General features: G+C 62.2%; 21 protein-coding genes. 16 read left to right on the top strand and 5 right to left on the bottom strand.

The window, feature by feature from the left end; genetic code table 11:
- Positions 1–47 precede the first annotated feature (47 nt).
- Both PTZ19_RS12800 and PTZ19_RS12795 read right to left on the bottom strand, forming a co-directional pair.
- Positions 48–551: a spore coat protein gene (locus tag PTZ19_RS12800; protein ID WP_276354945.1), complete on the bottom strand. Its 504-nt coding sequence runs from the start codon at positions 549–551 to the stop codon at positions 48–50.
- A 4-nt stretch (positions 552–555) separates the two neighbouring features.
- Entirely contained in the window at positions 556–753 is a 198-nt protein-coding gene (locus tag PTZ19_RS12795) for a hypothetical protein (RefSeq protein ID WP_276354944.1), read from the bottom strand.
- On the opposite strand from PTZ19_RS12795, the gene PTZ19_RS12790 reads away from it, so the two are divergent.
- From PTZ19_RS12790 to PTZ19_RS12725, 14 genes are all read left to right on the top strand, one after another.
- Positions 731–1162, top strand: a complete 432-nt coding sequence (locus PTZ19_RS12790) for an NfeD family protein (RefSeq protein ID WP_276354942.1) — start codon at positions 731–733, stop codon at positions 1160–1162. The genes PTZ19_RS12795 and PTZ19_RS12790 overlap by 23 nt on opposite strands.
- On the top strand, positions 1159–2100 hold the full coding sequence (locus PTZ19_RS12785) for an SPFH domain-containing protein (protein ID WP_276354940.1): 942 nt from the start codon (positions 1159–1161) through the stop codon (positions 2098–2100). Before PTZ19_RS12790 ends, PTZ19_RS12785 begins: the two co-directional genes overlap by 4 nt.
- 234 nt (positions 2101–2334) lie before the next feature.
- Positions 2335–4878, top strand: a complete 2544-nt coding sequence (locus PTZ19_RS12780) for a beta-mannosidase (protein WP_276354937.1) — start codon at positions 2335–2337, stop codon at positions 4876–4878.
- Positions 4879–5037: 159 nt separating this feature from the next.
- The gene (locus PTZ19_RS12775) at positions 5038–6153 is read left to right on the top strand and encodes a CpaE/TadZ family protein (protein ID WP_276354936.1); all 1116 of its coding nucleotides are present in this window, start codon (positions 5038–5040) and stop codon (positions 6151–6153) included.
- Complete coding sequence (locus PTZ19_RS12770; RefSeq protein ID WP_276354935.1) at positions 6122–7360, top strand: TadA family conjugal transfer-associated ATPase; 1239 nt, start codon at positions 6122–6124, stop codon at positions 7358–7360. The genes PTZ19_RS12775 and PTZ19_RS12770 overlap by 32 nt, the downstream gene beginning before the upstream one ends.
- Positions 7361–8101, top strand: coding sequence for a type II secretion system F family protein (locus PTZ19_RS12765; RefSeq protein WP_276354934.1), 741 nt, complete (start codon positions 7361–7363; stop codon positions 8099–8101). It begins immediately after the preceding gene.
- Between the two features lie 5 nt (positions 8102–8106).
- The gene (locus PTZ19_RS12760) at positions 8107–8961 is read left to right on the top strand and encodes a type II secretion system F family protein (protein WP_276354933.1); all 855 of its coding nucleotides are present in this window, start codon (positions 8107–8109) and stop codon (positions 8959–8961) included.
- Positions 8962–8981: 20 nt separating this feature from the next.
- Positions 8982–9263, top strand: coding sequence for a Flp1 family type IVb pilin (locus PTZ19_RS12755; protein WP_276354932.1), 282 nt, complete (start codon positions 8982–8984; stop codon positions 9261–9263).
- Between the two features lie 21 nt (positions 9264–9284).
- Positions 9285–10016: a hypothetical protein gene (locus tag PTZ19_RS12750; RefSeq protein ID WP_276354931.1), complete on the top strand. Its 732-nt coding sequence runs from the start codon at positions 9285–9287 to the stop codon at positions 10014–10016.
- Positions 10013–12289, top strand: a complete 2277-nt coding sequence (locus PTZ19_RS12745; protein ID WP_276354929.1) for a hypothetical protein — start codon at positions 10013–10015, stop codon at positions 12287–12289. The genes PTZ19_RS12750 and PTZ19_RS12745 overlap by 4 nt, the downstream gene beginning before the upstream one ends.
- A 70-nt stretch (positions 12290–12359) precedes the next feature.
- The gene (locus PTZ19_RS12740) at positions 12360–13223 is read left to right on the top strand and encodes a hypothetical protein (protein ID WP_276354927.1); all 864 of its coding nucleotides are present in this window, start codon (positions 12360–12362) and stop codon (positions 13221–13223) included.
- A gap of 13 nt (positions 13224–13236) precedes the next feature.
- On the top strand, positions 13237–13734 hold the full coding sequence (locus PTZ19_RS12735) for a prepilin peptidase (protein ID WP_276354925.1): 498 nt from the start codon (positions 13237–13239) through the stop codon (positions 13732–13734).
- 25 nt (positions 13735–13759) lie between these two features.
- Complete coding sequence (locus tag PTZ19_RS12730) at positions 13760–15376, top strand: DUF6382 domain-containing protein (RefSeq protein ID WP_276354924.1); 1617 nt, start codon at positions 13760–13762, stop codon at positions 15374–15376.
- A gap of 135 nt (positions 15377–15511) precedes the next feature.
- Entirely contained in the window at positions 15512–16918 is a 1407-nt protein-coding gene (locus tag PTZ19_RS12725) for an NAD-dependent malic enzyme (RefSeq protein ID WP_276354923.1), read from the top strand.
- 221 nt (positions 16919–17139) lie between these two features.
- On the opposite strand, the gene PTZ19_RS12720 is transcribed toward PTZ19_RS12725, so the two are convergent.
- The 3 genes from PTZ19_RS12720 to PTZ19_RS12710 form a co-directional block, all read right to left on the bottom strand.
- Entirely contained in the window at positions 17140–18144 is a 1005-nt protein-coding gene (locus PTZ19_RS12720) for a TIGR01777 family oxidoreductase (RefSeq protein WP_276354921.1), read from the bottom strand.
- 17 nt (positions 18145–18161) lie between these two features.
- Entirely contained in the window at positions 18162–18587 is a 426-nt protein-coding gene (locus tag PTZ19_RS12715; protein WP_276354920.1) for a hypothetical protein, read from the bottom strand.
- Positions 18588–19619: 1032 nt separating this feature from the next.
- On the bottom strand, positions 19620–20054 hold the full coding sequence (locus PTZ19_RS12710; protein WP_276354918.1) for a DUF2621 domain-containing protein: 435 nt from the start codon (positions 20052–20054) through the stop codon (positions 19620–19622).
- 127 nt (positions 20055–20181) lie between these two features.
- Between PTZ19_RS12710 and PTZ19_RS12705 the strand changes: the two genes are divergently transcribed.
- Complete coding sequence (locus tag PTZ19_RS12705) at positions 20182–21312, top strand: deoxyribonuclease IV (RefSeq protein ID WP_276354917.1); 1131 nt, start codon at positions 20182–20184, stop codon at positions 21310–21312.
- Positions 21313–21352: 40 nt separating this feature from the next.
- Positions 21353–22255 (top strand): formyltetrahydrofolate deformylase, encoded by a 903-nt coding sequence (gene purU, locus PTZ19_RS12700; RefSeq protein ID WP_276354916.1) that lies wholly within the window; start codon positions 21353–21355, stop codon positions 22253–22255.
- Positions 22256–22297: the final 42 nt, after the last annotated feature.

Genomic DNA, 22297 nt, shown 5'->3' with positions numbered 1-22297 from the left:
ATGAAGCGCCGATTCGCGCCCGGATGGCCTGCATGCGCGGCTCACCCTCACATGCCGAGCGCCGCCTGGGCGTTCTTCAGGTCGCCCGCCAGCAGCTGATTCAGATCGTAAGCCGGGTAGAAGCCGCGCTCCAGCATGAAGCCGAACGCTTTGGCGTGCAGCCCGATCGCCCGTTGCAAATGCGCCTGGAACGTGTCGCGCAGCGCGGGCGTCGCCGTCTCCGTGATGGCGTTCGCGTAGTTCTTCACCGCGGTTTTGGCATAGCCCAGCAAATGCCCGGCATAGAAGCCCGTCAAATCCGCCGCCGGTTTCACCGCCGCGAATCTCATTTCCGGCCTGGGCGCCATCTGGTAGTAAGGCACCAGCTCCCGCAAATTCCGCTCCGTACCTTGGATCGCCTCGGAATACAACCCCCGCAGGGCCGGATCCTGCACGCTCGGCAGATGCATTTTCAACGCCATCAAAATATTCGATTGGTAAGCCGTCAACTCGTGCAACTCCAGCGTTTCATGCCAGGCCAGATGCTGCGCCGCTCTTGCGTAGTCGTACAATGGTTCATCCCTCCACGTTGGTATGGATTACCATATGGCCGAATGTCCCGATCGGCAACATGTCCGCCGAATTCCGCCGCTCCGAAGCCGCGATTCTCGTCATGCCGCGCGCGGACGGCTCGTATACATGGAGTAACGCGAAACGGCGGACGGTGGAATCGGCCGGCAGGAGGGCGATCATGAGCGCGGTATGGTTGATCATCGGGGCGGTGCTCATCGCGGCGGAAATGCTGACGCTGACCTTCTATTTGCTCTGGATCGGCATCGGCGCTTGGGCGGCGGCGGCCGTCAGCCTGTACGCGCCGGACAATCTGCCGGCCCAGCTGCTCACCGCGGCCGCGACGGCTTCGCTGCTGTTGCTGCTGACCCGCCCGATCGCCCGCAAGGTGCGCCGAAGCCGGGGATACCGCGACCCCATCGACGAGCTGGCCGGCCGGGAAGGCCGGGTGATCTCACCGATCGCGCCGGGCCAGCCGGGGATCGTCAAAGTCGATAGCGAGACTTGGAGCGCCGTTGCCGACGCGGCCATAGAGGCCGGGGAAACGGTCGAAATCGTGCGCCGGGGAACGGCCGTGTTGGAGGTAAGGAGAAAAGGAGGCGAAACCCCTTGACCGGTATCATTATCGCGATCGTCATTTTGCTGCTCGTCATCGTATTCCTCGCCTTGTCGCTCAAAATCGTGCCGCAGCAGCAGGTCGGCGTCGTGGAGCGGCTGGGCAAATTCAACCGCCTGCTCACGCCCGGCATGAACATTCTCGTCCCCGTCATCGACTACGTCCGGGTATACCACGATTTGCGGATCCAGCAAGCCAACGTCCCGCCGCAGACCGTCATCACGAAAGACAACGTGCAGGTGGAGATCGACACGATCATTTTTTACCAGGTCGTGGCCCCCGAGCAGGCTACGTATGGCATTTCCGACTACGTGAACGGGGTCCGGAACATTACGACGGCGACGCTGCGGCAAATCATCGGCAAAATGGAGCTCGACGAAACGTTGTCCGGACGGGAGAAAATTTCGGCGGAAATCCGGCTGGCCTTGGACGAGGCGACGGAAAAATGGGGCGTGCGGATCGAACGGGTCGAGGTGCTGGACATCAAACCGCCGTCCGACATCCAGGAAGCGATGGATAAGCAGATGAAGGCCGAGCGCAACAAACGGGCCATGGTGCTTGCGGCCGAGGCGGCCAAGCAGGACATGATCCTCCGCGCGGAAGGCGACAAGCAGAGCAAAATCCTGAAGGCGGAAGGAGACAAGGAAGCGCGAATCCGGGAAGCGGAAGGCCTCCGACAGGCGCAGGAGCTCGAAGCGCTTGGCCGGGCGAAGGCGATCCAGGCGGTGGCGGAAGCGGAGAAGACGCGCGTCGAGCTGCTGCGGGCGTCCGGGCTGGACGAGAACGTGCTGGCGTACCGGTCCTTCGAGGCGTTAGGGGAAATCGCCAAAGGTCCGGCCAACAAAGTGTTTCTGCCGGTCCGCGCGGTCGACGCCCTCGGTAGCGCGGGCGCGATCGGGGAGCTGTTCCGGGGCGGCGGGAATAAGGAAGTTTGACGGTAATTATGCGTAGGGTCAGACAAGAAAACGGGCATAAAATCGCGTCAAAGGATGGCTCCTGATGATTCGGGGGTCATTCTTTTTTGTCGATTTGCTTGAGTAAAACGCTTCAGCTTCACGGGTTCGCGAAGAGCTGCTCATGTATTTTGTTTGGTAATATTTAAATTTTGTTAGTATTATGATATAAATATTACATAACAAAATTAAGAGATGGATGGAGAAGAGATCACCATGAACGACCGGATACGGAAGCTTGGCGGCTGGCGATTCCGAGCGGCGGACGAAACCGGTTGGCGGGAGGCGCGGGTTCCCGGATGCGTGCACACGGATCTCCTGCGGTGCGGCGCGATCCCGGATCCTTTCGACGGGACGAACGAGCTCGATCTGCAGTGGATCGACAAGAAGGATTGGGTGTACGAAACGGAATTCGCGGTCCCGCCGGAGTTGATGGCCCAGTCCCGGGTGGAGCTCGTGTTCGAAGGGCTGGACACCTACGCGGACGTTGTCTTGAACGGAAAGCATCTGCTGTCCGCGGACAACATGTTCCGCACCTACCGGATCGAGGCGAAGCCGCACCTCATGCCTGCGGGCAACCGGCTGAGCGTCCGGTTCCGCTCCCCGATCCGGGAAGGCCTCGCCAAGCTGGAGGCGCTCGGTTACGGATTGCCGGCCTCGAACGACGATTCCGAAACGGGCGGGCTCGGCGACCGGAAGGTGAGCGTGTTTACCCGGAAAGCCCCCTACCATTTCGGCTGGGACTGGGGTCCGCGGTTCGTCACGAGCGGCATTTGGCGGGAGGTCTCCCTGCAAGGCTGGAGCGGCGTGAGAATCGCCGACCTGTTCATCCGGCAGAACGAGGTGACGGCTGCTTCGGCCAACATCACGGCCGTGGCGGAGATCGAAGCGGAGTCGGCCGGAACGGCCCTATTCAAGCTGACGGACGGAAAGACCGTTTTCGAGAAGGAGGTCCGGCTGGAGGCTGGCCGGCAGACGGCCTGGCTGTCCGCGGAAATTCCGAACCCCCGCCTCTGGTGGTGCCGGGGGCTGGGTGAGCCCGAGCTGTATACGTTCCGGGCGGTGCTCGAGCAGGACGGCGGAACGGCGGCGGAACGCGAGGTTCGCACCGGGCTGCGCTCCGTCCGCTTGGTCCGGAATCCCGATGCGCGCGGCTCCACCTTCCATTTCGAACTGAACGGCGTTCCCGTCTTCGCCAAAGGCGCGAACCATATCCCGAACGACAGCTTCGTCACGGAAGTGACGCGCGAACGTTACCGCCACGAGATCGCCAGCGCGGCCCGCTCCAACTTCAACATGCTGCGCGTGTGGGGCGGGGGCATTTACGAAGCGGAAGATTTCTACGAGCTTTGCGACGAATACGGCATCATGGTGTGGCAGGATTTCATGTTCGCGTGCAGCATGTACCCCGGCGACGAGGCGTTCCTGGACAACGTGCGCCAAGAGGCCGAGGACAACCTGCGGCGTCTTCGGAATCATCCTTCCATCGCGTTATGGTGCGGCAACAACGAAATCGACGCCGCATGGTCCCAGTACGACGAAGAGGGCGGCTGGGGCTGGAAGAAGCTGTACGCGGCCGAGCGGCGGAAGCGGATCTGGGCGGATTACGAAGCCGTGTTCCATCGGGTGTTGCCGCAGGCCGTAGAGCGGTTCGCCCCCGGAGCGGACTATTGGCCGTCTTCGCCCCTGCAGGCGCTGACCGGCGACGTCCGCCAGCACGCGACGAACGACTCCTCCCACGGCGACATCCATTTCTGGGCCGTGTGGCACGCGTCCGAACCTTTCGAGAAATATAACGGCAACATCGGCCGGTTCATGAGCGAATACGGCTTCCAATCGTTCCCCGAATACCGCACGGTCCGGACGTATGCCCGCGAAGATGAGATGGAGCTGGAATCCGAAGTCATGCTCCACCACCAGAAGCACAAAAGAGGCAACCAGCTCATCCGGGAATACTCGAAACTGTACTTGAAGGACCCGAAGGATTTCGTCTCTTTCCTGTACATGAGCCAAGTGCTGCAAGGGGAAGCGATGAAAACCGCGATCGAGGCGCACCGGCGCCGCAAAGGGTACTGCATGGGCACGCTGTACTGGCAAATGAACGACTGCTGGCCGGTCGCCTCCTGGTCGAGCATGGACTACCTGGGCCGGTGGAAGGCCGTTCAATATTACGCGAAAAAAAGCTGCCGGGACGTGCTGCTCTCGATTCGCGAGGAGAACGGAGAGCTCTCGTTCCACGTCGTCTCGGACGTTTTGCGCCCGATCAAGGGTACGCTTACGATCCGGCAGGCGGATTTCGACGGCAGCGTAAGGAAGGAGCTGGCGTTGCCGGTGACCGTCGCCGCGAACGAAGCCGCGAAGGTATACGCCGCCGCGGCATCGGAATGGAGGGGCGAATCGCGGCCGGAGTCGACCGTGCTGATCGGCGAGCTGCGGGAGGAGAACGGGGAGTTGCTGGATCGGACGGAATTCTACTTCGTCTCGTCCAAGGATTTGGCTTTGGAAGCGCCGGATTTGGTTTGCGAGGAAGTGCCGGGCAGCGGCGGGAGTTCGTTTACGCTGCGGGCTTCCCGCCTCGCCAAGCAAGTGTATCTGGAGGCGGAAGCCGAGGGCGTCTTCAGCGACAACTTCTTCGATTTGGTTCCGGGGATTCCGAAAACGGTGACGTTCTATGGTCGGGAGGATGGAGAAGTTCCGTTCGCGCAAAGGGCGCCGGGACGGTTGAGCGTCCGTTCGATGATCGACTTCGCGATCGGCTGACGCCATGCCGCGGTTGACGGAATTGGAAACGCGTGGTAAGATTTCGATACGCAAGTGGATAGCAAGCCGATAAGGAAAAAGCGGAAGCACCGCAAATTCCGGCCGATGCCGGGGTTTGCGGTTTTTTGTTTTTTCCGGAGTTGGGAGAGGAGGGAGAGCATGGCCCGGAAAATCGTGTTCGCGATTCCGAACCGGGACTACGCGGTGCGCTTGGCCGAATATTTGCGCGAGGTGGAGCCCGGGTGGGACCTGTCGGCGTTCACCCATGAACCGGCGCTGCGGCATCGACTGCAGCAGCCGGAAGGTGTAGATGCGCTGATCGCCCCTCCGGAGTGGGTGCGACGGGTCGGGGAACCGCTTAAAAGGGTCAGGCGGATCGGGGTTTGGGCGGAAGAGCGGGGAGTTGCGGGAGGAGAATGGCCCGAGGTGGCCGTATTCCAGCCGCTTCCCGGCGTGGCGGCGGCTTTGCGGGGCATGCTGGCGGGCGCCGCGGCCGCCGGCCGGGGGAACGGCCAGGTCGCGACCGTGTTTTCGGCCTCCGGCGGCGCGGGCAAAACCGTGACCGCGCTCAATCTGGTCCGGCTGGCCGGCGAGAGAGGGTTGCGGGCGCTGTATCTGAACCTGGAGCCGCTGAACGCGACCTTCCGCCTGACCGGCACGACGGAGCCGGACAGCCTGTCCCGGCTGCTGTACGCGCTGCAGGCGGAGCCGGAGCGGTTCGGGGAGCAGATGATGCGATCGATCCGGCACCATCCGTTCCTCCGGGCGGACATCGTGGACGCCCCCGAGCATCCCCGGGAGCGGGAGGCGATGTCGCCGGAGCTGCTCGAATCGCTCGTCGCGCGGCTGCGGGAGACGGGACGTTACGACTTGATCGTGGCGGATCCCGACAGCGGGACGAGCCCCTGGCACGCGCGGCTGATCGGGCTCAGCGACCGGACGGTCTGGCTGGTGCCGGACGATTGGCAATCCCAGGCCAAAACCGAGCGGCTGATCGGCTATTGGCAGGAGTGGTGGCAGGAGCGGGCCGCATGGGTCCAGTTTCTCCGCTGCCAGGGCCCGGGGCTGTCGGCGCTTCGCTGGCATTTGCCGGTGCCCCCGGCTGCCGTCTTGCCTTATATCCCCCAGTGGAAAGCGTCGGACGATCCCGTCCGGATGTTCGGCGCGGCTTCCTTCAGCGGCGCGCTGGAAGCGCTGCTGGACGAATGGGGCTGGGAAACGGGCGGGAAAGGAGCAAGCGCGGATGGGGAACGGCGGCGGATCCGAAACGGATGAGCTCCAGTCGCTGCGGGAGGATATCCGCTCGCGCCTCGCGTGGGCCGACGCCGTATCGGACGAGGAGCTCAGGCGGCTTATCGAAGCCGAGTTGTTCCGCCGGGAGTGGGCCAGGCGGCTGACGGCCTCCCAGCGCAAGTCCGCGGTCGAGCGGCTGTTCCATTCGTTCCGCGGTTTGGATGCGTTGCAGCCTTTGCTGGAAGACCCGGAAATCACGGAAATCATGATCAACCGCCATGACGAGATCTTCATCGAGAAGCACGGGGAGCTCCTGCCGTCGGGCATCCGGTTCGAATCCCAAGAACGGCTGGAAGATCTCATCCAGGCGATCGTCGGCCGCGTGAACCGGATCGTCAACGAATCCTCCCCGATCGTGGACGCCCGGCTGCCGGACGGTTCCCGCGTGCATGTCGTGCTGCCTCCCGTCGCCTTGAAGGGGCCGACCGTGACGATCCGGCGTTTTCCGAAGCATCCCCTCGGGATGAAAGAGCTGATTTTGCTAGGGGCTTTAACCGATGAGGCCGCAGAGCTGCTTCAGGTTCTCGTGGCCGCCAAATACAACCTGTTTATCAGCGGAGGGACCGGGTCGGGCAAGACGACGTTCCTGAACGCTTTGTCCGAGTGGATTCCGGCGGGCGAGCGCATCATCACGATCGAAGACGCGGCGGAGCTCCGGCTGCGGCGGGCGTCCAACCTGGTATCCATGGAGACCCGCAACGCCAACAGCGAAGGCAAAGGGCGGATCGCGATGGCCGAGCTGATCCGGGCTTCCCTGCGGATGCGGCCCAACCGGATCATCGTGGGGGAGGTCCGGGGGGCGGAAGCGCTCGACATGCTTCAGGCCATGAATACGGGGCACGAAGGTTCCTTGTCGACGGGACACGCCAATGGTCCGCGGGACATGCTGTCCCGCTTGGAATCGATGGTGCTGAGCGGCGTCGATTGGCCGGTTCAGGTCGTTCGGAAGCAGGTGGCGTCGGCCATCGACGTCATCGTCCATCTGAGCCGGTTCCGGGACGGCAGCCGCAGGGTGACGGAGATTTGCGAAGTGGCGGGACTAAAGGACGGAGAGATCGAGCTGAGGCCGCTCTACCGATTCGAAGAGACGGGAGAGGAAAAGGGCCGGGTCGTCGGCTCGTTGGTGAAGGTCGGCCGACTGTCCATTGCCGATAAACTCCGTTTCGCCGGGTTCCGGGAGGTGACTTGAATGACCGACTATACCCGCCTGGAGCTGAGCCGGGCGCAGCGCGTCCGCGCCATCGCGCTTGGCTGCGCCGTCAGCTTTGCCGCCGCATGGCTCGCGAGCCGCCATCCGGTCGTATCCGCCGCCGCGGCTCCCGCGGGATGGCTGTACCCGCGGCTGCTACGGGACCGGCTGCTTCGCAAGCGCCGTTCGAAGCTCAGGCTTCACTTCAACTCGATGCTGCAGGTGTTGTCCTCGCTGCTGTCCGCCGGCCGATCGGTAGAGAACGCCTTTCTGTCGCTGGAACGCGAGCTGACCCCGCTGATCGCCGATCCCGCTTCGGATCTGCTCCGGGAAGTGCGGACGATGGGGAATCGGATCCGCAACGGAGAGCCGCTGGAAGGTCTGCTTCGGGATTTCTCCCGAAGGGCCGCGCTCGAGGAGGTGACCGGCTTCGCGGAGGCGTTCGCGGTATGCAAAAGGGCCGGAGGGGATTTGGTGGACATCGTCCGCAGAACGGCCGGACTTATCGGGGAGCGGCTGGAGGTCGAGCTGGAAGTGGCCGTCATGATCGCCCAGAAACGTTTCGAAGCCCGGATCATGATGGGGATGCCGTTCGCCTTTATCGGGTTTCTCGGGTTTTTCGCCCCGGAGTACATGGCCCCGCTGCACCAAGGAGCCGGTTGGCTGCTGCTGGCCGTCTGTTTGGCGCTGCTCGGGCTCTGCTGTTGGTGGATGACCAAAATCATGCGCATCGAGGTGTAGGAATCATGGCGGGTTTGGGCATGGTTGCCGCCCTGCTCCTGGCATATGCCGTCACCTACCTCCATAGCCTTCGCGGTGCGGGAAAGCCTCAAGCGGGCGGCCGGATGGGATGGCCCGACAGGATGGCGCCTTTCCGGATCTGGGTGAAGCGGGCGAGGGGGTTCGATTTCGCGGACGGGATGCTTCGGAGAACCGGGATTTCGCTGGCTTTGCTGGAGGGAGGGAGCTGTCCGCCGGAACGGCTGGCGCGTTGGGCGGCGGAAGCGGCGGGGATGGCTTACGCCGCTCTGTTGGCGGCTTGGCTGCTGGGCGCGGTATCCGGCAGCTGGCTCGCCGGCGGGGTGGGTACGGCGGTCGCTTTCTGTCTTCCGGGGCTGCGGGCCCGGGATTTGAGCCGGAAGGTAGAGACGAGAAAGCGCCAGCTGCTGATGGAATTGCCGGTGATGCTCAGCAGGCTATTGGTACTGGTGAATGCCGGCGAGAACGTGCGGCGGGCTTTGGAACGCTGCGTGGAAGGCCGGCCGTTGCCGGATCCGCATCCGCTGTACGGAGAACTCCGCGCCGCTTTGTCCGCCATGGACCGGGGCGAAAGCATGGCCTTCGCCATGGAGGAATTCGGACGGCGCTGCGCGCTGCCCGAAGCGAATCTGTTTTCGGCGGTCCTGCTGATGAACGCGCGGCGGGGCGGCGAAGAACTCGTGCCGGCCCTGCGCGACCTGAACCGCCAAATGTGGGACAAGCGCAAAGCCGCGGCCAAGACGCTCGGGGAAATGGCGTCCTCGCGGCTCGCGTTTCCGCTCGTCGTCGTTTTCCTGTTGATCATCGTGTTGGTCGGAGCTCCCGCCATGATGACTTTATAAAACCGTTTGGAGGGATCGGTATGGTTTTTGGCAAAGCCGGAGTTGCGCTGCTGGATCGAATTGGTCATGGGGTTCGTTGGATAGGCCGCCGTCCGGGGGATTCGGATAACCGCGTTCGGAAAGGGAACCGCCTGGGATTCGCCCGTTTTTGGAGGGAGGAGGAGGGCATCGGCACGCTCGAAATCGTGCTGATCGCCGCCGTATTGATCCTGGTCGCGATCCTGTTCAAGGATTGGATCATGGAGTTCCTGAAGAACCTGATGGGCACCGCGGAAGACAAGGCGGAGACGATTTTCGATTAACGCCCCGAAGGAGGAAGCGGGATGGCCGCGTGCGTCCGCGAGGAAAAGCAGGAATCGGAAAAGAAGACGTCCGGTTTTCGCAGGGGACGGCAAGGGGGGAGAGGTGAAGACGGATCGATCGTCCTGGAGGCGTCCATGATTTTTCCGTGGGTGCTGCTCATCACGCTTATGCTGATTATCCTGTCGGTTTGGATCCTGGTCCGTTGCCTGGGGTACTTCTCCGCGGCCGAGGCGGCGGAGAAGGCGGCGTTCGCTTGGCCGCATTCGAGCGCGGAGCTCCGCGCCGGGGCGTATCCGGCTGGGGAATATGACGGTCTGTACTGGCGGCTGAAAGATGACGTTTTGCTCTCTGGCCTGTTCGGCCGGGCGGCCTCGGACAACGCGGCGCAAGTTCCGATCGGTGAGCAGGGTGAGGTGGACGACGGGGGGACGTCGCTGGCAAAGACGAAACTGCGCAAATCCGCCGCATCGCTCTCCGGCACCGGGGCATCGGGTACCGCAATGTATCGGAACCGGCTGTGGAAACGGGAAGTCACGGTGGAAACCGCCGATGCCGGTCTTCAGAACGTCCTCTCCGCATGGGGCTGGTCCGGGGACGGGAAGTCCGAAGCCGTATCCCTCGTGTCCGAACCTCCGGAAATGATCCGTTCGTTCGACTTGGTCCGATACTACCGGGCGAAAATGCGGGCGAAGGGCTCGGGAGCGGGTGCGTACCGGGAGCAGGCGGCCGGCGTGCTGGAGGGTCTGAAATGACCCGGCTCGGAAGGAAGGTCCGGCATTTCGGTACGTCCGCGCGCGGAAGCGTGTCCGTTTATTTCATTGCCGCCACGGCCGCGATCGTGCTGCTCGGCGCGCTGCTGATCGATTTCTCCCGCATCGCCGCGTTCCGCCATTCGGCCGCCCTGTCCATGCGTTCCGGCGTCCGTTCGGTTCTCGCCTCCTACGACCCCGTATTCTATGACAAATACGGGTTGTTCATCCGCGGCGGCGATGACGGAAACGGCTTGCTTCGGAAGACGTTGGAAGGATACGCGGGGAGCCGAACCGGGCAAGGCTTCCCCTACTTGGACGCGGAATGGAAGGATACCGGCGTCACCGAAAGCCGGCCGCTCGCGGACCATGAAGTGTTTCGGCGCCAAGTATTGGAGGAAATGAAAATCAAAGCGCCCGTCGATTTGGCGCTGGAGCTGGCCCGCCGTTTCCGCGGTCTCTCTCCGGCCGTGAAGGAAGCGGCGGAGACGGTGGACCGTCTGGAACGGCTGCGGAAGGCGTACGACCGCCGGGAAGCGGCGCTGGACCAGGCGCTGGCCGCTCAGCTCCAGGCGGGAGAGGCCGCGGTGAATCGATTGCGGGACCGCGTTCCGTATCCCCCGGTTTCCTTGTCGGGAAGGCGGTCGGCCGGGGAACCCGCGCATTTGGCGGATGCGGCCTTGCGGTACGCCGACTACGTGTCCGCGCGGCAAACGTTGCAACGCCTGCAAGAGCAGATGGCGCAAGCGGCGAGTTCGGGGGCCGGCGGCGCCGCTCCCCCGATCATCATCATACCGCCATCACTGTTGATGGCCGTCAGCGGTTATGAGTCCGGCGTCAGCCGGTTGGCCGGCTTATTGAGCTCGGCAAGCGCCCGCGTTCTGGCCGAGGTGCCGGAGAAAACCGCCTTCGCGATGAGTGCCTTGCAGCAAGCGCAGGATACGAACGAGGAGATGAAAGCGATCGTGGAAGAGGGCTCGTCAAGCGAATCCCCGGGTTCGAACGAAGGGGGACCGGGGGGAGGAGGTACTGACGGTGTTGCTGACGATACGGTGGATTCCGCCCAAGCGGGGGTGCTGAAGGAGATCCGACAGACGGCCGCGCAGCTCCTGCGGGACGACGGCTTCTTCGACGGGTACCGGACGGAATTGCAGGCCTTGTCATCCGCCGGCGGCGAACTGGGGCGCGACGCTGCCCAAGCGGCCGGGTTTCTCTCGAACGTGCCGGGCTCAACCGGTTTGGAGGGAGAACTGCTCGCGACGGCCGATCGATTGCAGAACCGGTTGGCGGATTTTGCGGCAGCCTACGCTTCGAACGGCACCGTCATCCGGGACCGCCGCTCGGTAATCGAAAAGATCCGGGCACGGGACGGCGAACGCAAAGCCTTGGAGCAAGAAGCGGACAAAGAGTGGGGAGTTTGGAACGGACTGTCCGGTAAGCTGGGAGGCCGTCAAGGGGACCCGGACGAAAAAGAGGCATTCGTTCAGGCCGACCGCTTGGCCCGGGAGAACTTGGCTTGGAACCGGCAGCAGGAGGAGGCTTCATCCGGACAACGCGCGGCTTCCGACCCGTTCGAGGGGAAAGACGCGGCCATGAAAAACACGAACGAATGGTTAAACGCGATGGCGGATGCCGCGGCCGGTCTACGGGACTCCCTGTATTTCTCGGAATACGCGTTATTGCGGTTGTCCCGTTCTTCACCGGCGGACGTCAAGCGGTTGTTGGAGGGAGAGAATTCTTCTTTGCCATTGGAGCGACAGGAAATGGAATACGTGCTGTACGGCTTCGCCAATCCCACGGGAAATATCGCCGCGGCGTACGCGGAGATTTTCGCTTTCCGCCTGGCGGTCCGGACGATGGAGGGGTTGATCGAGAGCCGCAGCCTGGGGCATCCTCTGCTGATTTTGGCCGCCGCGGTGGTTTACGGGATCCGCAACGCGATCCAGGACATCCATTCGCTGCTGGAGCGGGACTCGGTTCCGTTATCCAAATACATGAAAGCGCAGACGTCGTACTCGGATTACCTCCGATTGTTTTATTTGCTGCACGGGAACGCTCCGGCTCGCGTGTCGCGTTTGATCGCCGTCATGGAACAAGCGACCGGTCTGTCCCTGTCGGAGGCCTATACTTACGCTAGCGCGGAAGGTACGGCCTCCTTGCGGCTGTGGTTTTTTCCGGGACTGATGAAGGCGCTGGGACGTACCGGCAGGCTGGGGGGCACGGTGAAGGGGAATCGTTATGAGGCGGCTTTCGTGTCGGACAGTTCATATCAATAAGGGGTCGGCTTCCGCGAAGGGATCGGATTCGGCGGATCGGGGCGGCGTTACGCTGGAGACGGCCATGGTCATGCCCGTTTTTCTTCTATTGGCGTTTTTTCTCTTGTTTCTCGTTCAAACTTCCGTGATCATGATCGCTTTGCAAGGGGCTTTGTCGCAGACGGTCCGCACGGCCGCGTCGGCCTGGTACCCGATTTCCCTCATGCGGGATAACGGAGGAGCGCAGACGGCCGAAGACAGGGAGCCGGCGACAGCCGCAGCGGGCTTTTCGTTGGATGGCGCGAAGGAAATTTTGGACGAGTACGGCGAGTGGCTGCCCTCGCCATTGCGGGAATGGGCCGAACCTCTCGCGAACGGGAAATGGACGCCGGAAGGAGAAGCGGCAAAGCCGGTCTTCGCTGGTTTGACGATGGAATTGGCGGATTCCGAAGTGCTGAAGGCCGGCCGCTTCCGCATCGTGTCCGTCGAGCTGCCCCGGGAAGGAAATCCTTCGGAGTCGTTTCTTACGCTCGAGGCCGAGTACCGGCTGCCGTTTCGCGTGCCTTTCACCGGCCGGCCGCTTGCCGTCCGGGCGAGCGCCAGGGAACGGGTATGGACGGGGGGCACTCCTTCGCAGGCACGGCAAGCCGATGAGCAGGAACATCCGCTTTCGGTCGAATTCGTGTCTTTGGAGCCGAATCCGGTTCGGCCGGGGAGGAAGGCGACATTGGTGCTCCGCACCCGGCCCGGAGCGGTGCTCGATTTGTCGGTCTTGTACAAGAGCGGGCAGAGCCAGGCGAAGCATCTGGGCGCCGCGGCGGCGGATGAGTCGGGAATCGTTTCCTGGACATGGCACGTTTCCGGAAACACGACGTCGGGGGAGTGGAATTGGGAGGTCAAGGGAGAAGGAGGCCGATACGGCCAGAGCTTCCGGGTCGCCCGCGCGAACGAATGAAGGAGGCAGAGGCATGGAGCCATGGGTGGCGGCAGCCGTGTTCTGCCTGACGGCAGCGGGCTGTTGGACGGATCTGCGTTCGATGCGGATTCCGAACGTACTGACGGCGGGTTTCGCGGCGGCCGGCATCGTCTGTCATACGGCCGTCTCCGGCTGGCCGGGTCTGGAGGCGGCGCTGGCCGGAGGAGTCGCGGGCGCCCTGCCGCTCTGGCTCTTGTACCGCTTCGGGGGGCTTGGAGCGGGAGACGTCAAATGGTTCGGGGCTTTCGGGGTTTGGGCCGGGGTTTCGGCAACGCTCCAATTGACGGTTTATTCGATCCTGGCGGCCGGCGGAATCGGGGGGCTGCTGTTGTTGCTGCGATCCCCGGGGCTACGCCGCTTGGGGAGCCGCCTTCCGTGGCCATGGGGCCGCCATCCGGTCTTGGGCGGCAAGGGGGCCGCGTTTCCGTTCATGCTGGCGGTCGCGCCCGGTTTACTCTGGTTGTGGTGGGGGCCGGCGATCGGATTTTGATCGAGAATAGGGACGGGGGATGGGGATGGATAGGCTCAAAGTGCGTTTCGAGCAGAAAAGGGGTCACTGGCTGATCGTGGAAGGGGAACCGGACCTGTCCCGCGAGGATTGCGACCCGTTCCGGCTCCGCATGCTGCAATCCTGCGAGGTGCCGGGTCTGCTCAAGCCGGAAGCGGAGGAGATCGACGGCAAACTGACGCTGCGCTATTCGATTGCCGGCGCCCGGATGCTGTCTCAGGCGATGCGGGCGGAGAAGTGGTCGATCGAGGACTTGATGACGTCTTTATGCCGCCTGGCGGAGGTGATGGAGGATTGCCGCCTCTATGTATTGGAGGAAAGCCAAATCGTCCTGGATGACGACCGGATTTTCGTCGGCGATGGATGGAGCGACCTTCGCTTGTTGTATTTGCCTTTTCGGGACGGGCTGACTTTGCCCGTGTCAAGCATCCGCGATCTCATCGTCCGCTGGATCATGCACGTGTCGGAGCCCGACGGTCCTACGATCCAGCGGCTGCTGCGGCTCTCCGCATCGCCCGGCTTCAAGGCTGCCGACCTGCGGACGTTTGCGAGGCAGGCTTTGTCGGAAAAGATAGGAACAGGCGCGAAATCCCGTTTTGCGGCACCGGAAGGGTTGGGAGAGAATCGTCCGTTCCGTGACGACGCCGTTTCTTCCGCCGGTCCGATCGGCGCGAAGCCGGATGGATCCGCGAAGACGCCGATGTCCGCGAATCCGCAGCCGCCTTTGGCGAACAATGGTTGGCGATGGTTTCAGCCTCCGTCGTCCGAAGCGCAAGCGTTGTCCGGCCTGCTGGGCGAAGATCCGATGGATGACGTTTCCGAGGAAGTCGGGGAGAAAGAGATCCCGGAGCAGACCGACCGGACCCGGATCAAAATATGGCTGGTTTGCGGAGCCGTCGGCGCCGTCGCCCTATCATGGCGATGGGGATATGCCGCCATTCCCGGTCGCGGCGGGATATGGCTTTCCGCCGCGCTGGCGATAGTGATTGCCGCGGGTGCGCTTGCCATCTGGTTCGCGATTCATCGGAAACGCGGAGCAGGCGGCGCCGGCGGGGCGCGAGCGCGTTCTATGGAACCGCCGGGCCGGGACGATCGGCGTCGAACGGGAGAAGGCGGAAAGCCGGCGGACGTTGAGTCAGCGGGTTGGCAGGAGGCGAAAGCGAGATCGTGGAGGGAGCCTGCGTATCCGATTTCGATCAGCGAGGATGCAGCCAACCGTGAACCGGAGAACGGCAGCCGGATACAGGTCATTGCGGAAGACCGGACCCAACTGTTAGCGGGTGAGCATGGCACATCGGCTTCCGCCGTATATTGTCTTCAGTGGGAATCTCGCGCGGATCGCCCGGTTCTGCCGCTGAACGTACCTTCCTTCGTCATCGGGCGTTCAAGGGAAGCGTCGGCCCACGTGGACGAGACCGCCGGCGTATCGCGCGCGCACCTGGAGCTGCTCCGAAGCGGGGAAGGATGGACGGCCAAAGATCTCGGTTCCCGCAACGGCACCAAGCTGAACGGACAGCCGATGAACCCCTACGAGACGTATCCCTTGCAATCGGAAGACTGTTTGGAGCTTGCGGGCTCGCGTTACCGTTTCAAGCAATTATCCGGGTCTGATACAAGTTTTTAACCGCGGCGATAAAAATGTGCGTGCAGGAACCGAAGGGGGCTCGGCGAATTGAGGAGGATAGCGGGATAATAGAGAGCCCAGAGTGCGCAGAGGCATCCTTAAGCGCGGGCGACGAAGGAGGGCAAACGGGAACCTATGGCCTATAACAGCGTCATCATTCGCGTCGAGCTGAATCATGCCGAGACCCATTTCGGCGACGTGGCTTCCGCCATCGGCAAAGCCGGAGGCGACATTACGTCCATCGACGTCATCCGGCCCGGTCAGGATACCTCCGTGCGGGATTTGACCGTGCACGTGTCGGAGGAAACCGAGGCGACTTTGGTAGATCTGCTGAAGACGTTGCCGGGCGTAAAAGTCATCAACGTGTCCGATCGCACCTTCCTTGCCCATCTAGGTGGGAAAATCTCCGTTCAGCCCAGCATGCCGATCAAGAACCGCGACGATCTTTCGCGCGTCTATACGCCGGGCGTCGCGCGGGTCTGCATGGCGATCAAGGAAAGCCCGAACAAGGCGTATTCGCTGACCATCAAGCGAAACACGGTAGCGGTCGTCACGGACGGCACCGCGGTGCTCGGTCTCGGCGATATCGGACCATATGCCGCGGCGCCGGTCATGGAGGGCAAGGCGATGCTGTTCAAGCAGTTGGCCGGCGTGGACGCCTTTCCGATCTGCCTGGATACGAAAGACACCGAAGAAATCATCCGGACCGTCAAATCGATCGCGCCGATTTTCGGGGGGATCAATCTCGAAGACATCGGTTCGCCCCGCTGCTTCGAAATCGAAACCCGGCTTTCGGAGGAATTGGACATTCCCGTCTTCCACGACGATCAGCACGGGACCGCCATCGTGGTCATCGCCGGTCTGCTGAACGCGCTCAAAGTCGTCGGCAAGCGGATGGATAGAGTCCGCGTCGTGGTGAACGGCATCGGCGCCGCCGGCGTGTCGATCTGCAAAATGCTGCTGGCGGCGGGCGTCGGAACGTTGATTCCGGTCGACAAGGAGGGAACGATCGTCCAAGGCTCCCGTCACCCCAGCCACCCGATGTGGAATTGGCTGGCCGAACAGCCGGCCGTCACGACCGAACCCGGTTCGTTGAAGGAGGCCATCCGCGGAGCCGACGTGTTCATCGGGGTGTCTCGGGGCAATCTGCTGTCCGCGGAAGACGTCGAGAGCATGGCGCCGGACCGCATCGTGTTCGCGATGGCCAATCCGCAGCCGGAAATCGATCCGTCGCTGGCGCTCCCCCGGGTGCGCGTCTTCGCGACGGGACGCAGCGACTACCCGAATCAAATCAACAACGTGCTCGCTTTTCCGGGCTTGTTCCGGGGAGCGCTGGATTGCCGCGCCCGCCGGTTCAACGAGCCGATCAAACTGGCCGCGGCCCGCGCCATCGCGTCCGTCGTCTCGGAGAACGAGCTGAACGAGCAATATATCATTCCCAGCATCTTCAACGAGGAGGTCGTCGCCAAAGTCCGCCGCGCCGTCGTGGACACCGCGATCCTCACCGGCGTCGCCAGGCGCATCCCGCCGGACTTCCGGTGATCGGATCGTAAGCGTGATCCACTAAATCGGCGTCGGCGAAGCGATCCCGCGAGAATAGTGGATGTGATCCACTAAATTGGCGTCGGTGGAGTGATTTCGCATGAATAGCGGATGTGATCCACTAAATCGGCGCTGGCGAAGTGATTTTGCATGAATAGTGGATGTGTCCGCAGCGATTTTCCTGCCGCTGAGGCGGGAAAGGCAATCGAACCAAAGACGCCCTATCGGGAAATGTCCCGAAGGGCGTCTTCCAATTTCGGATATGCGAAGCGGTAGCCGTGCTCGAGCGCTTTGCGCGGCAGGGCGCGCTGGCCGGTGAGCACGAGCGTGCTCATCTCGCCCATGCCCACCCGCAGCAACGGTCCGGGCACCGGGAACCAGTGGGGCCGGCCCATGACGGCGGCGAGCCGGCGGCCAAACTCGTCCTGGGTGACCGGTTCCGGGGCCACCGCGTTCAAGGGGCCGCTCACATCCGGGTGATCGAGCGCCAGCCGGATCAAGCCGGTCATGTCCCGGAGGTGGATCCAAGGCATCCCTTGCCGGCCATGCCCCATTTTTCCGCCGACGAACAACTTGTAGGGCAGCCGGAGCAGAGGGAACGCGCCGCCCCGTCGGGCGAGCACGAGACCGATGCGCAGCTTGACGATCCGACGGGCCGGAATGCGGTCGGCCGCTTCTTCCCATTTCACGACGGTTTCGCCGAGAAAATCGGCCGGCTGCGCGGGGGAGCTTTCGTCGAACGGGGCTTCAGCCGTACCGATCGAATGGCCGTACAGCGAGATGCCCGAAGCGTTCACGACGACGGGCGGCGGATCCGCCATACGCCGGAAAATGCCCGCGATCCGCTCGGCCGCCTCAACCCTAGAGCCGAGGATACGTTGCTTGGCGGCCTCGGTCCATCGTTGGTTGATGGATTCCCCAACCAGATTCACCACGGCGTCGAAGCCGTTCCAGCGGGCCGGCTCCGCTTCCCATTCCGTCCAAGTGACGTAACGGGGTCCCTCGGTCCGTCCTCCCGCTGGAAATTCGCCCGCCATCCGTTCATCTGCAAGTAGACCGTCTGCCATTCGTTCATTTGCAAGCGGTCCGTCCACCATCCGATTTTCCGCAGTCATTCCCGCCGGCTTCTTCCGCGTGACGATCCACACTTCGTCGCCCCGCGCCAGCAGCTCCTCCGTCAAAGCCGATCCAATAAAGCCCGTCCCGCCGCACAGCAGCAGACGCATCGGTTACCACTCCCGTTTTACGCTTTATCGATGACCGTGATCGTGTATTGATCGACCTGTTGGCCGTCTACGTCCAGCGTTTGCTTCGTGTACTGGAACTTCACTTTCGTGCCTTCCTCCCACGGCGATACTTTCTCCGCCGTTTCGGGATCGATCTGATACGCCTGAGACTGCCCGTCCACTTTGATTTCGACGGAATGGTTGTCGATCAGGCCCACGAAGTCCCCGGTTGCGGTTTCCGTCTCCGTCTCGGGAGAAGCGGAAGGAGAAGCGCTCGAAGTCGGACTGGACGCCGCGTCCGTTGCCGGACTCGAAGCCGTGCCGCTCGGAGAAGCACCCGCCGCCTCGTCTTTCCCGCCGCCGCTGCACGCCGTGACCGCCAGCGCGAACGCGAGAATCGCGGTGCTCATGGCGGCTGTTTTCATCATCTGTTTTACATTCATGCCAGCACCTCCTATAAGGGTTAGACGAAGAGGACCGGCAAAGGTTTCGCTTAGAATTTTCTCAGGGAGCTTCACGTGCCCGTTATAATATCGAATCTGAAGGACGGATCGAACATTAAACTCACGAGACAGGCTTAAATGGAGTTCCGGCATGCGGATCGCGGGCATTAAGCTCATGAGACAGGCTTAACGAGAGTTCCCGCATACGGATCGCGGGCATTAAGCTCATGAGACAAGCTTAATGGGAGTTCCGGCATGCGGATCGCGGGCATTAAGCTCACGAGACAAGCTTAACGGGAGTTCCGGCATGCGGATCGCGGGCATTAAGCTCATGAGACAGGCTTAACGAGAGTTCCCGCATACGGATCGCGGGCATTAAGCTCATGAGACAAGCTTAATGGGAGTTCCGGCATGCGGATCGCGGGCATTAAGCTCACGAGACAAGCTTAACGGGAGTTCCGGCATGCGGATCGCGGGCATTAAGCTCATGAGACAGGCTTAACGGGAGTTCCCGCATGCGGATCGCGGGCATTAAGCTCACGAGACACGCTTAACGGGAGTTCCGGCATGCGGATCGCGGGCATTAAGCTCATGAGACAGGCTTAACGGGAGTTCCCGCATACGGATCGCGGGCATTAAGCTCACGAGACAGGCTTAACGAGAGTTCCCGCATACGGATCCCGGGCATTAAGCTCATGAGGTAGGCTTAACGGCAGGTTCAGCGTGCGGATCGCGGGCATTAAGCTCATGAGACAAGCTTAACGAGAGTTCCCGCAAACGGATCGCGGGCATTAAGTCCGCAAGACCGACGTAAACGCCAGGCCACCATGCAAATCCCGGGCATTAAGTCGGCAAGACCGACGTAAACGCCAGGCCACGATGCAAATCCCGGGCATTAAGTCGGTGAGACCGACGTAAACGCCAGGCCACCATGCAAATCCCTGGCATTAAGTCGGTGAGACCGACGTAAAATCCAAGCCGTCCCACGAACGCGGGCGATAAGCCGGTCCTTCAGCGTATAGCCGCAAAAGCCTACCCCAGCAAATGGCGGTAAGCCGAATAATCGATCTCGTTCTTCTCCAGGAAATCCCTCAGGCTGCGATGGTCCCGCTTGGGCGTCGCGAGAATGTATCCCTCAATGCAGTGGGCTTCCGTCACTTGCGAAGCTCCGCTCTCCACCGCCACCTGGCCGATTTTCGCCGCGATGCTGTGCCGCGCGATATCGCGGAACGCGGTAGGAACGGGCGATACGAGCTTCTCCAGAAACTCCTTGGACTCCTCCGTCCACAGCGGACGGCTGCGCTCCACCCAATAATTTTGCCAATCCAGCTTGGACTTGCCGTCCCGCTGCGGCAGCACCTTCAGGAATTTGCGGAACATGAAAAAGCCGCCGACCGTCATGAACAGCACCATGACCACCGTCCAGAACGCGATCGACCACATGAACCAATTCGGGGAATCTTTCATCGGGCTATCACCTCATTTTGAAATTATATCCGATTTCTAGATTTATTTCGATGTACGCGATACAATAAGGATTGATTGTTTGAAAACGTCCCGGGGCGCCCGGGCCAGGAGCGGAGGAGTTACGAGCATGCTGAAAATCGGTTCCCACGTGTCTTTCTCGGACAAAGGGCTGCTGAACGCGGCGGAAGAAGCGCTGTCATACGGCTCCAGCACGTTCATGATCTACACGGGTGCTCCGCAGAACACCCGCCGCAGATCGATCGACAAGCTGTACATCGAGGAAGGCCGCAAAGTGATGGCGGACGCCGGCATCGGCGAGATCGTCGTGCACGCGCCTTACATCATCAACTTGGGATCTTATAAGGAAGATACGTTCCGGCTCGCCGTGGACTTCCTGCAGGAAGAGATCCGCCGGACGCACGCCATCGGCGTGAAGAACATCGTCCTCCACCCGGGCGCCTACACCGAGAAAGATCCCGAATACGGCATCGCCCGCATCGCGGAAGGTTTGACCGAGGTGCTGGAAGGCACGAAGGAATGCGACGTGAACATCGCGCTCGAGACGATGGCCGGCAAAGGTTCGGAAATCGGCCGCACGTTCGAGGAACTGGCCCAGATCATGGAGAAAGTGCCGGCGAACGACCGCCTGACCGTCTGCATGGACACCTGCCACATCCACGACGCCGGCTACGACGTGATCGGGGATTTCGACGGGGTGCTGCGGAAGTTCGATGAAACGGTCGGCTTGGACAAGCTGGCCGTCATCCATATCAATGACAGCAAAAACCCGCAGGGAGCCGCCAAAGACCGCCACGCCCCGATCGGATCGGGCTGGATCGGCTTCGAAGCGATCGCCAACGTCGTGCATCACGAGGCGCTGAAGGACAAGCCTTTCGTGCTCGAGACCCCCTGGATCGGCAAAACGGAAGGCAAGGAGCGTCCGATGTACGAGGCGGAAATCGCGCTGTTGCGCGGCGACGCGGAGGAACGGTTCGGCGGCGAATTCCTGACGGACGTGGAGCGGCTGCACCACTTTTTCTCCAAAGAGGACATCACGCCGCGCGCTTACGTGCTGAGCACGTGGGATCTGTTGAAGTCGGACCCGAAAGCGAAGAAGGCGGATCCCCGGGAGCCGATGGAACGGCTGTACGACCTGGTGATCGAGAATCGCGTATTGTCCGGCGATTACAGCGAAGAAGCGGTGAACCAGCGGCTGACCGCTTGGTTTGCCGGAGAGAAGTGGCTGTCCAAGCTGTAAAACCGGCCGGCAACGTCAACGGGAGGATTCGAGTAGAGCGATGAAAGAGCAACCCTATCAACCCCAGTCGGCGGGACAGCGCGTGAGCAACGCGAACCGCGCCCGCATGCTGATTTCCTGCCCCGACCGGCCCGGCATCGTGGCCGCGGTGTCGCAGTTTCTGTACGAGCAAGGCGCGAACATCATCCAATCCGATCAGTATACGATGAACCCGGAAGGCGGCATGTTCTTCATCCGGTTCGAGTTCGACCTGGCGGACCTGGAGCAGCGGCTCCCGGCCCTTCAGGAGGATTTCGCGGGCATTTCCGACCGGTTCTCGATGCGTTGGAGCATTTTCCGCGCCAGCCGCCGCAAGCGGATCGCCGTGTTCGTTTCCAAGGAAGACCATTGCTTGCTCGAGCTGCTCTGGCAGTGGCAGGCGGGCGATCTCGACGCCGAGATCAGCATGGTCATCAGCAACCATAACGACATGCGGGGGCTCGTCGAGTCGTTCGGCATCCCTTATCACCACATCCCGGTCACGCCCGAGACGAAAGCGGAGGCGGAGCGCCAGCAGCTGGAACTGACCGCCGGGAAAGCCGATCTCGTCGTATTGGCCCGGTACATGCAGATCATTACGCCGAAGTTCATTGAGCGGTTCCCCAACCGGATCATCAACATCCACCATTCCTTCCTTCCGGCCTTCGTGGGAGGCAAACCGTATCAGCAAGCTTACGACCGCGGCGTGAAGCTGATCGGGGCGACGGCCCACTACGTTACGGAGGAGCTGGACGGCGGGCCGATCATCGAGCAGGACGTGCAGCGCGTCAGCCATCGGGAGGACGTTCACGAGCTGAAGCGCATCGGGCGCCACATCGAGCGGACCGTGCTGGCCCGCGCCATCAAATGGCACGTGGAAGACCGCTTGCTCGTGTATCAGAACAAAACGGTCGTTTTCGTCTAACGGCCGTTTTCGTCGTGCCTATCCCCCGGCAGGATAAAGGCG

This window comes from Cohnella caldifontis, from assembly GCF_029360585.1.
In the GTDB taxonomy this organism is placed as follows: Bacteria; Bacillota; Bacilli; order Paenibacillales; family Paenibacillaceae; genus Cohnella; species Cohnella caldifontis.
This window is presented reverse-complemented; position numbering and strand designations above follow the sequence as displayed.

Excerpts from the sequence above, each read along its gene's own strand:
- PTZ19_RS12790 (WP_276354942.1), top strand. The coding sequence starts at position 731 with ATGAGCGCGGTATGGTTGATCATCGGGGCGGTGCTCATCGCGGCGGAA.
- PTZ19_RS12795 (WP_276354944.1), bottom strand. The coding sequence starts at position 753 with ATGATCAACCATACCGCGCTCATGATCGCCCTCCTGCCGGCCGATTCC.
- PTZ19_RS12780 (WP_276354937.1), top strand. The coding sequence starts at position 2,335 with ATGAACGACCGGATACGGAAGCTTGGCGGCTGGCGATTCCGAGCGGCG.
- PTZ19_RS12775 (WP_276354936.1), top strand. The coding sequence starts at position 5,038 with ATGGCCCGGAAAATCGTGTTCGCGATTCCGAACCGGGACTACGCGGTG.
- PTZ19_RS12770 (WP_276354935.1), top strand. The coding sequence starts at position 6,122 with ATGGGGAACGGCGGCGGATCCGAAACGGATGAGCTCCAGTCGCTGCGG.
- PTZ19_RS12765 (WP_276354934.1), top strand. The coding sequence starts at position 7,361 with ATGACCGACTATACCCGCCTGGAGCTGAGCCGGGCGCAGCGCGTCCGC.
- PTZ19_RS12760 (WP_276354933.1), top strand. The coding sequence starts at position 8,107 with ATGGCGGGTTTGGGCATGGTTGCCGCCCTGCTCCTGGCATATGCCGTC.
- PTZ19_RS12755 (WP_276354932.1), top strand. The coding sequence starts at position 8,982 with ATGGTTTTTGGCAAAGCCGGAGTTGCGCTGCTGGATCGAATTGGTCAT.
- PTZ19_RS12750 (WP_276354931.1), top strand. The coding sequence starts at position 9,285 with ATGGCCGCGTGCGTCCGCGAGGAAAAGCAGGAATCGGAAAAGAAGACG.
- PTZ19_RS12745 (WP_276354929.1), top strand. The coding sequence starts at position 10,013 with ATGACCCGGCTCGGAAGGAAGGTCCGGCATTTCGGTACGTCCGCGCGC.
- PTZ19_RS12740 (WP_276354927.1), top strand. The coding sequence starts at position 12,360 with ATGCCCGTTTTTCTTCTATTGGCGTTTTTTCTCTTGTTTCTCGTTCAA.
- PTZ19_RS12735 (WP_276354925.1), top strand. The coding sequence starts at position 13,237 with ATGGAGCCATGGGTGGCGGCAGCCGTGTTCTGCCTGACGGCAGCGGGC.
- PTZ19_RS12730 (WP_276354924.1), top strand. The coding sequence starts at position 13,760 with ATGGATAGGCTCAAAGTGCGTTTCGAGCAGAAAAGGGGTCACTGGCTG.
- PTZ19_RS12725 (WP_276354923.1), top strand. The coding sequence starts at position 15,512 with ATGGCCTATAACAGCGTCATCATTCGCGTCGAGCTGAATCATGCCGAG.
- PTZ19_RS12720 (WP_276354921.1), bottom strand. The coding sequence starts at position 18,144 with ATGCGTCTGCTGCTGTGCGGCGGGACGGGCTTTATTGGATCGGCTTTG.
- PTZ19_RS12715 (WP_276354920.1), bottom strand. The coding sequence starts at position 18,587 with ATGAATGTAAAACAGATGATGAAAACAGCCGCCATGAGCACCGCGATT.
- PTZ19_RS12710 (WP_276354918.1), bottom strand. The coding sequence starts at position 20,054 with ATGAAAGATTCCCCGAATTGGTTCATGTGGTCGATCGCGTTCTGGACG.
- PTZ19_RS12705 (WP_276354917.1), top strand. The coding sequence starts at position 20,182 with ATGCTGAAAATCGGTTCCCACGTGTCTTTCTCGGACAAAGGGCTGCTG.
- purU (WP_276354916.1), top strand. The coding sequence starts at position 21,353 with ATGAAAGAGCAACCCTATCAACCCCAGTCGGCGGGACAGCGCGTGAGC.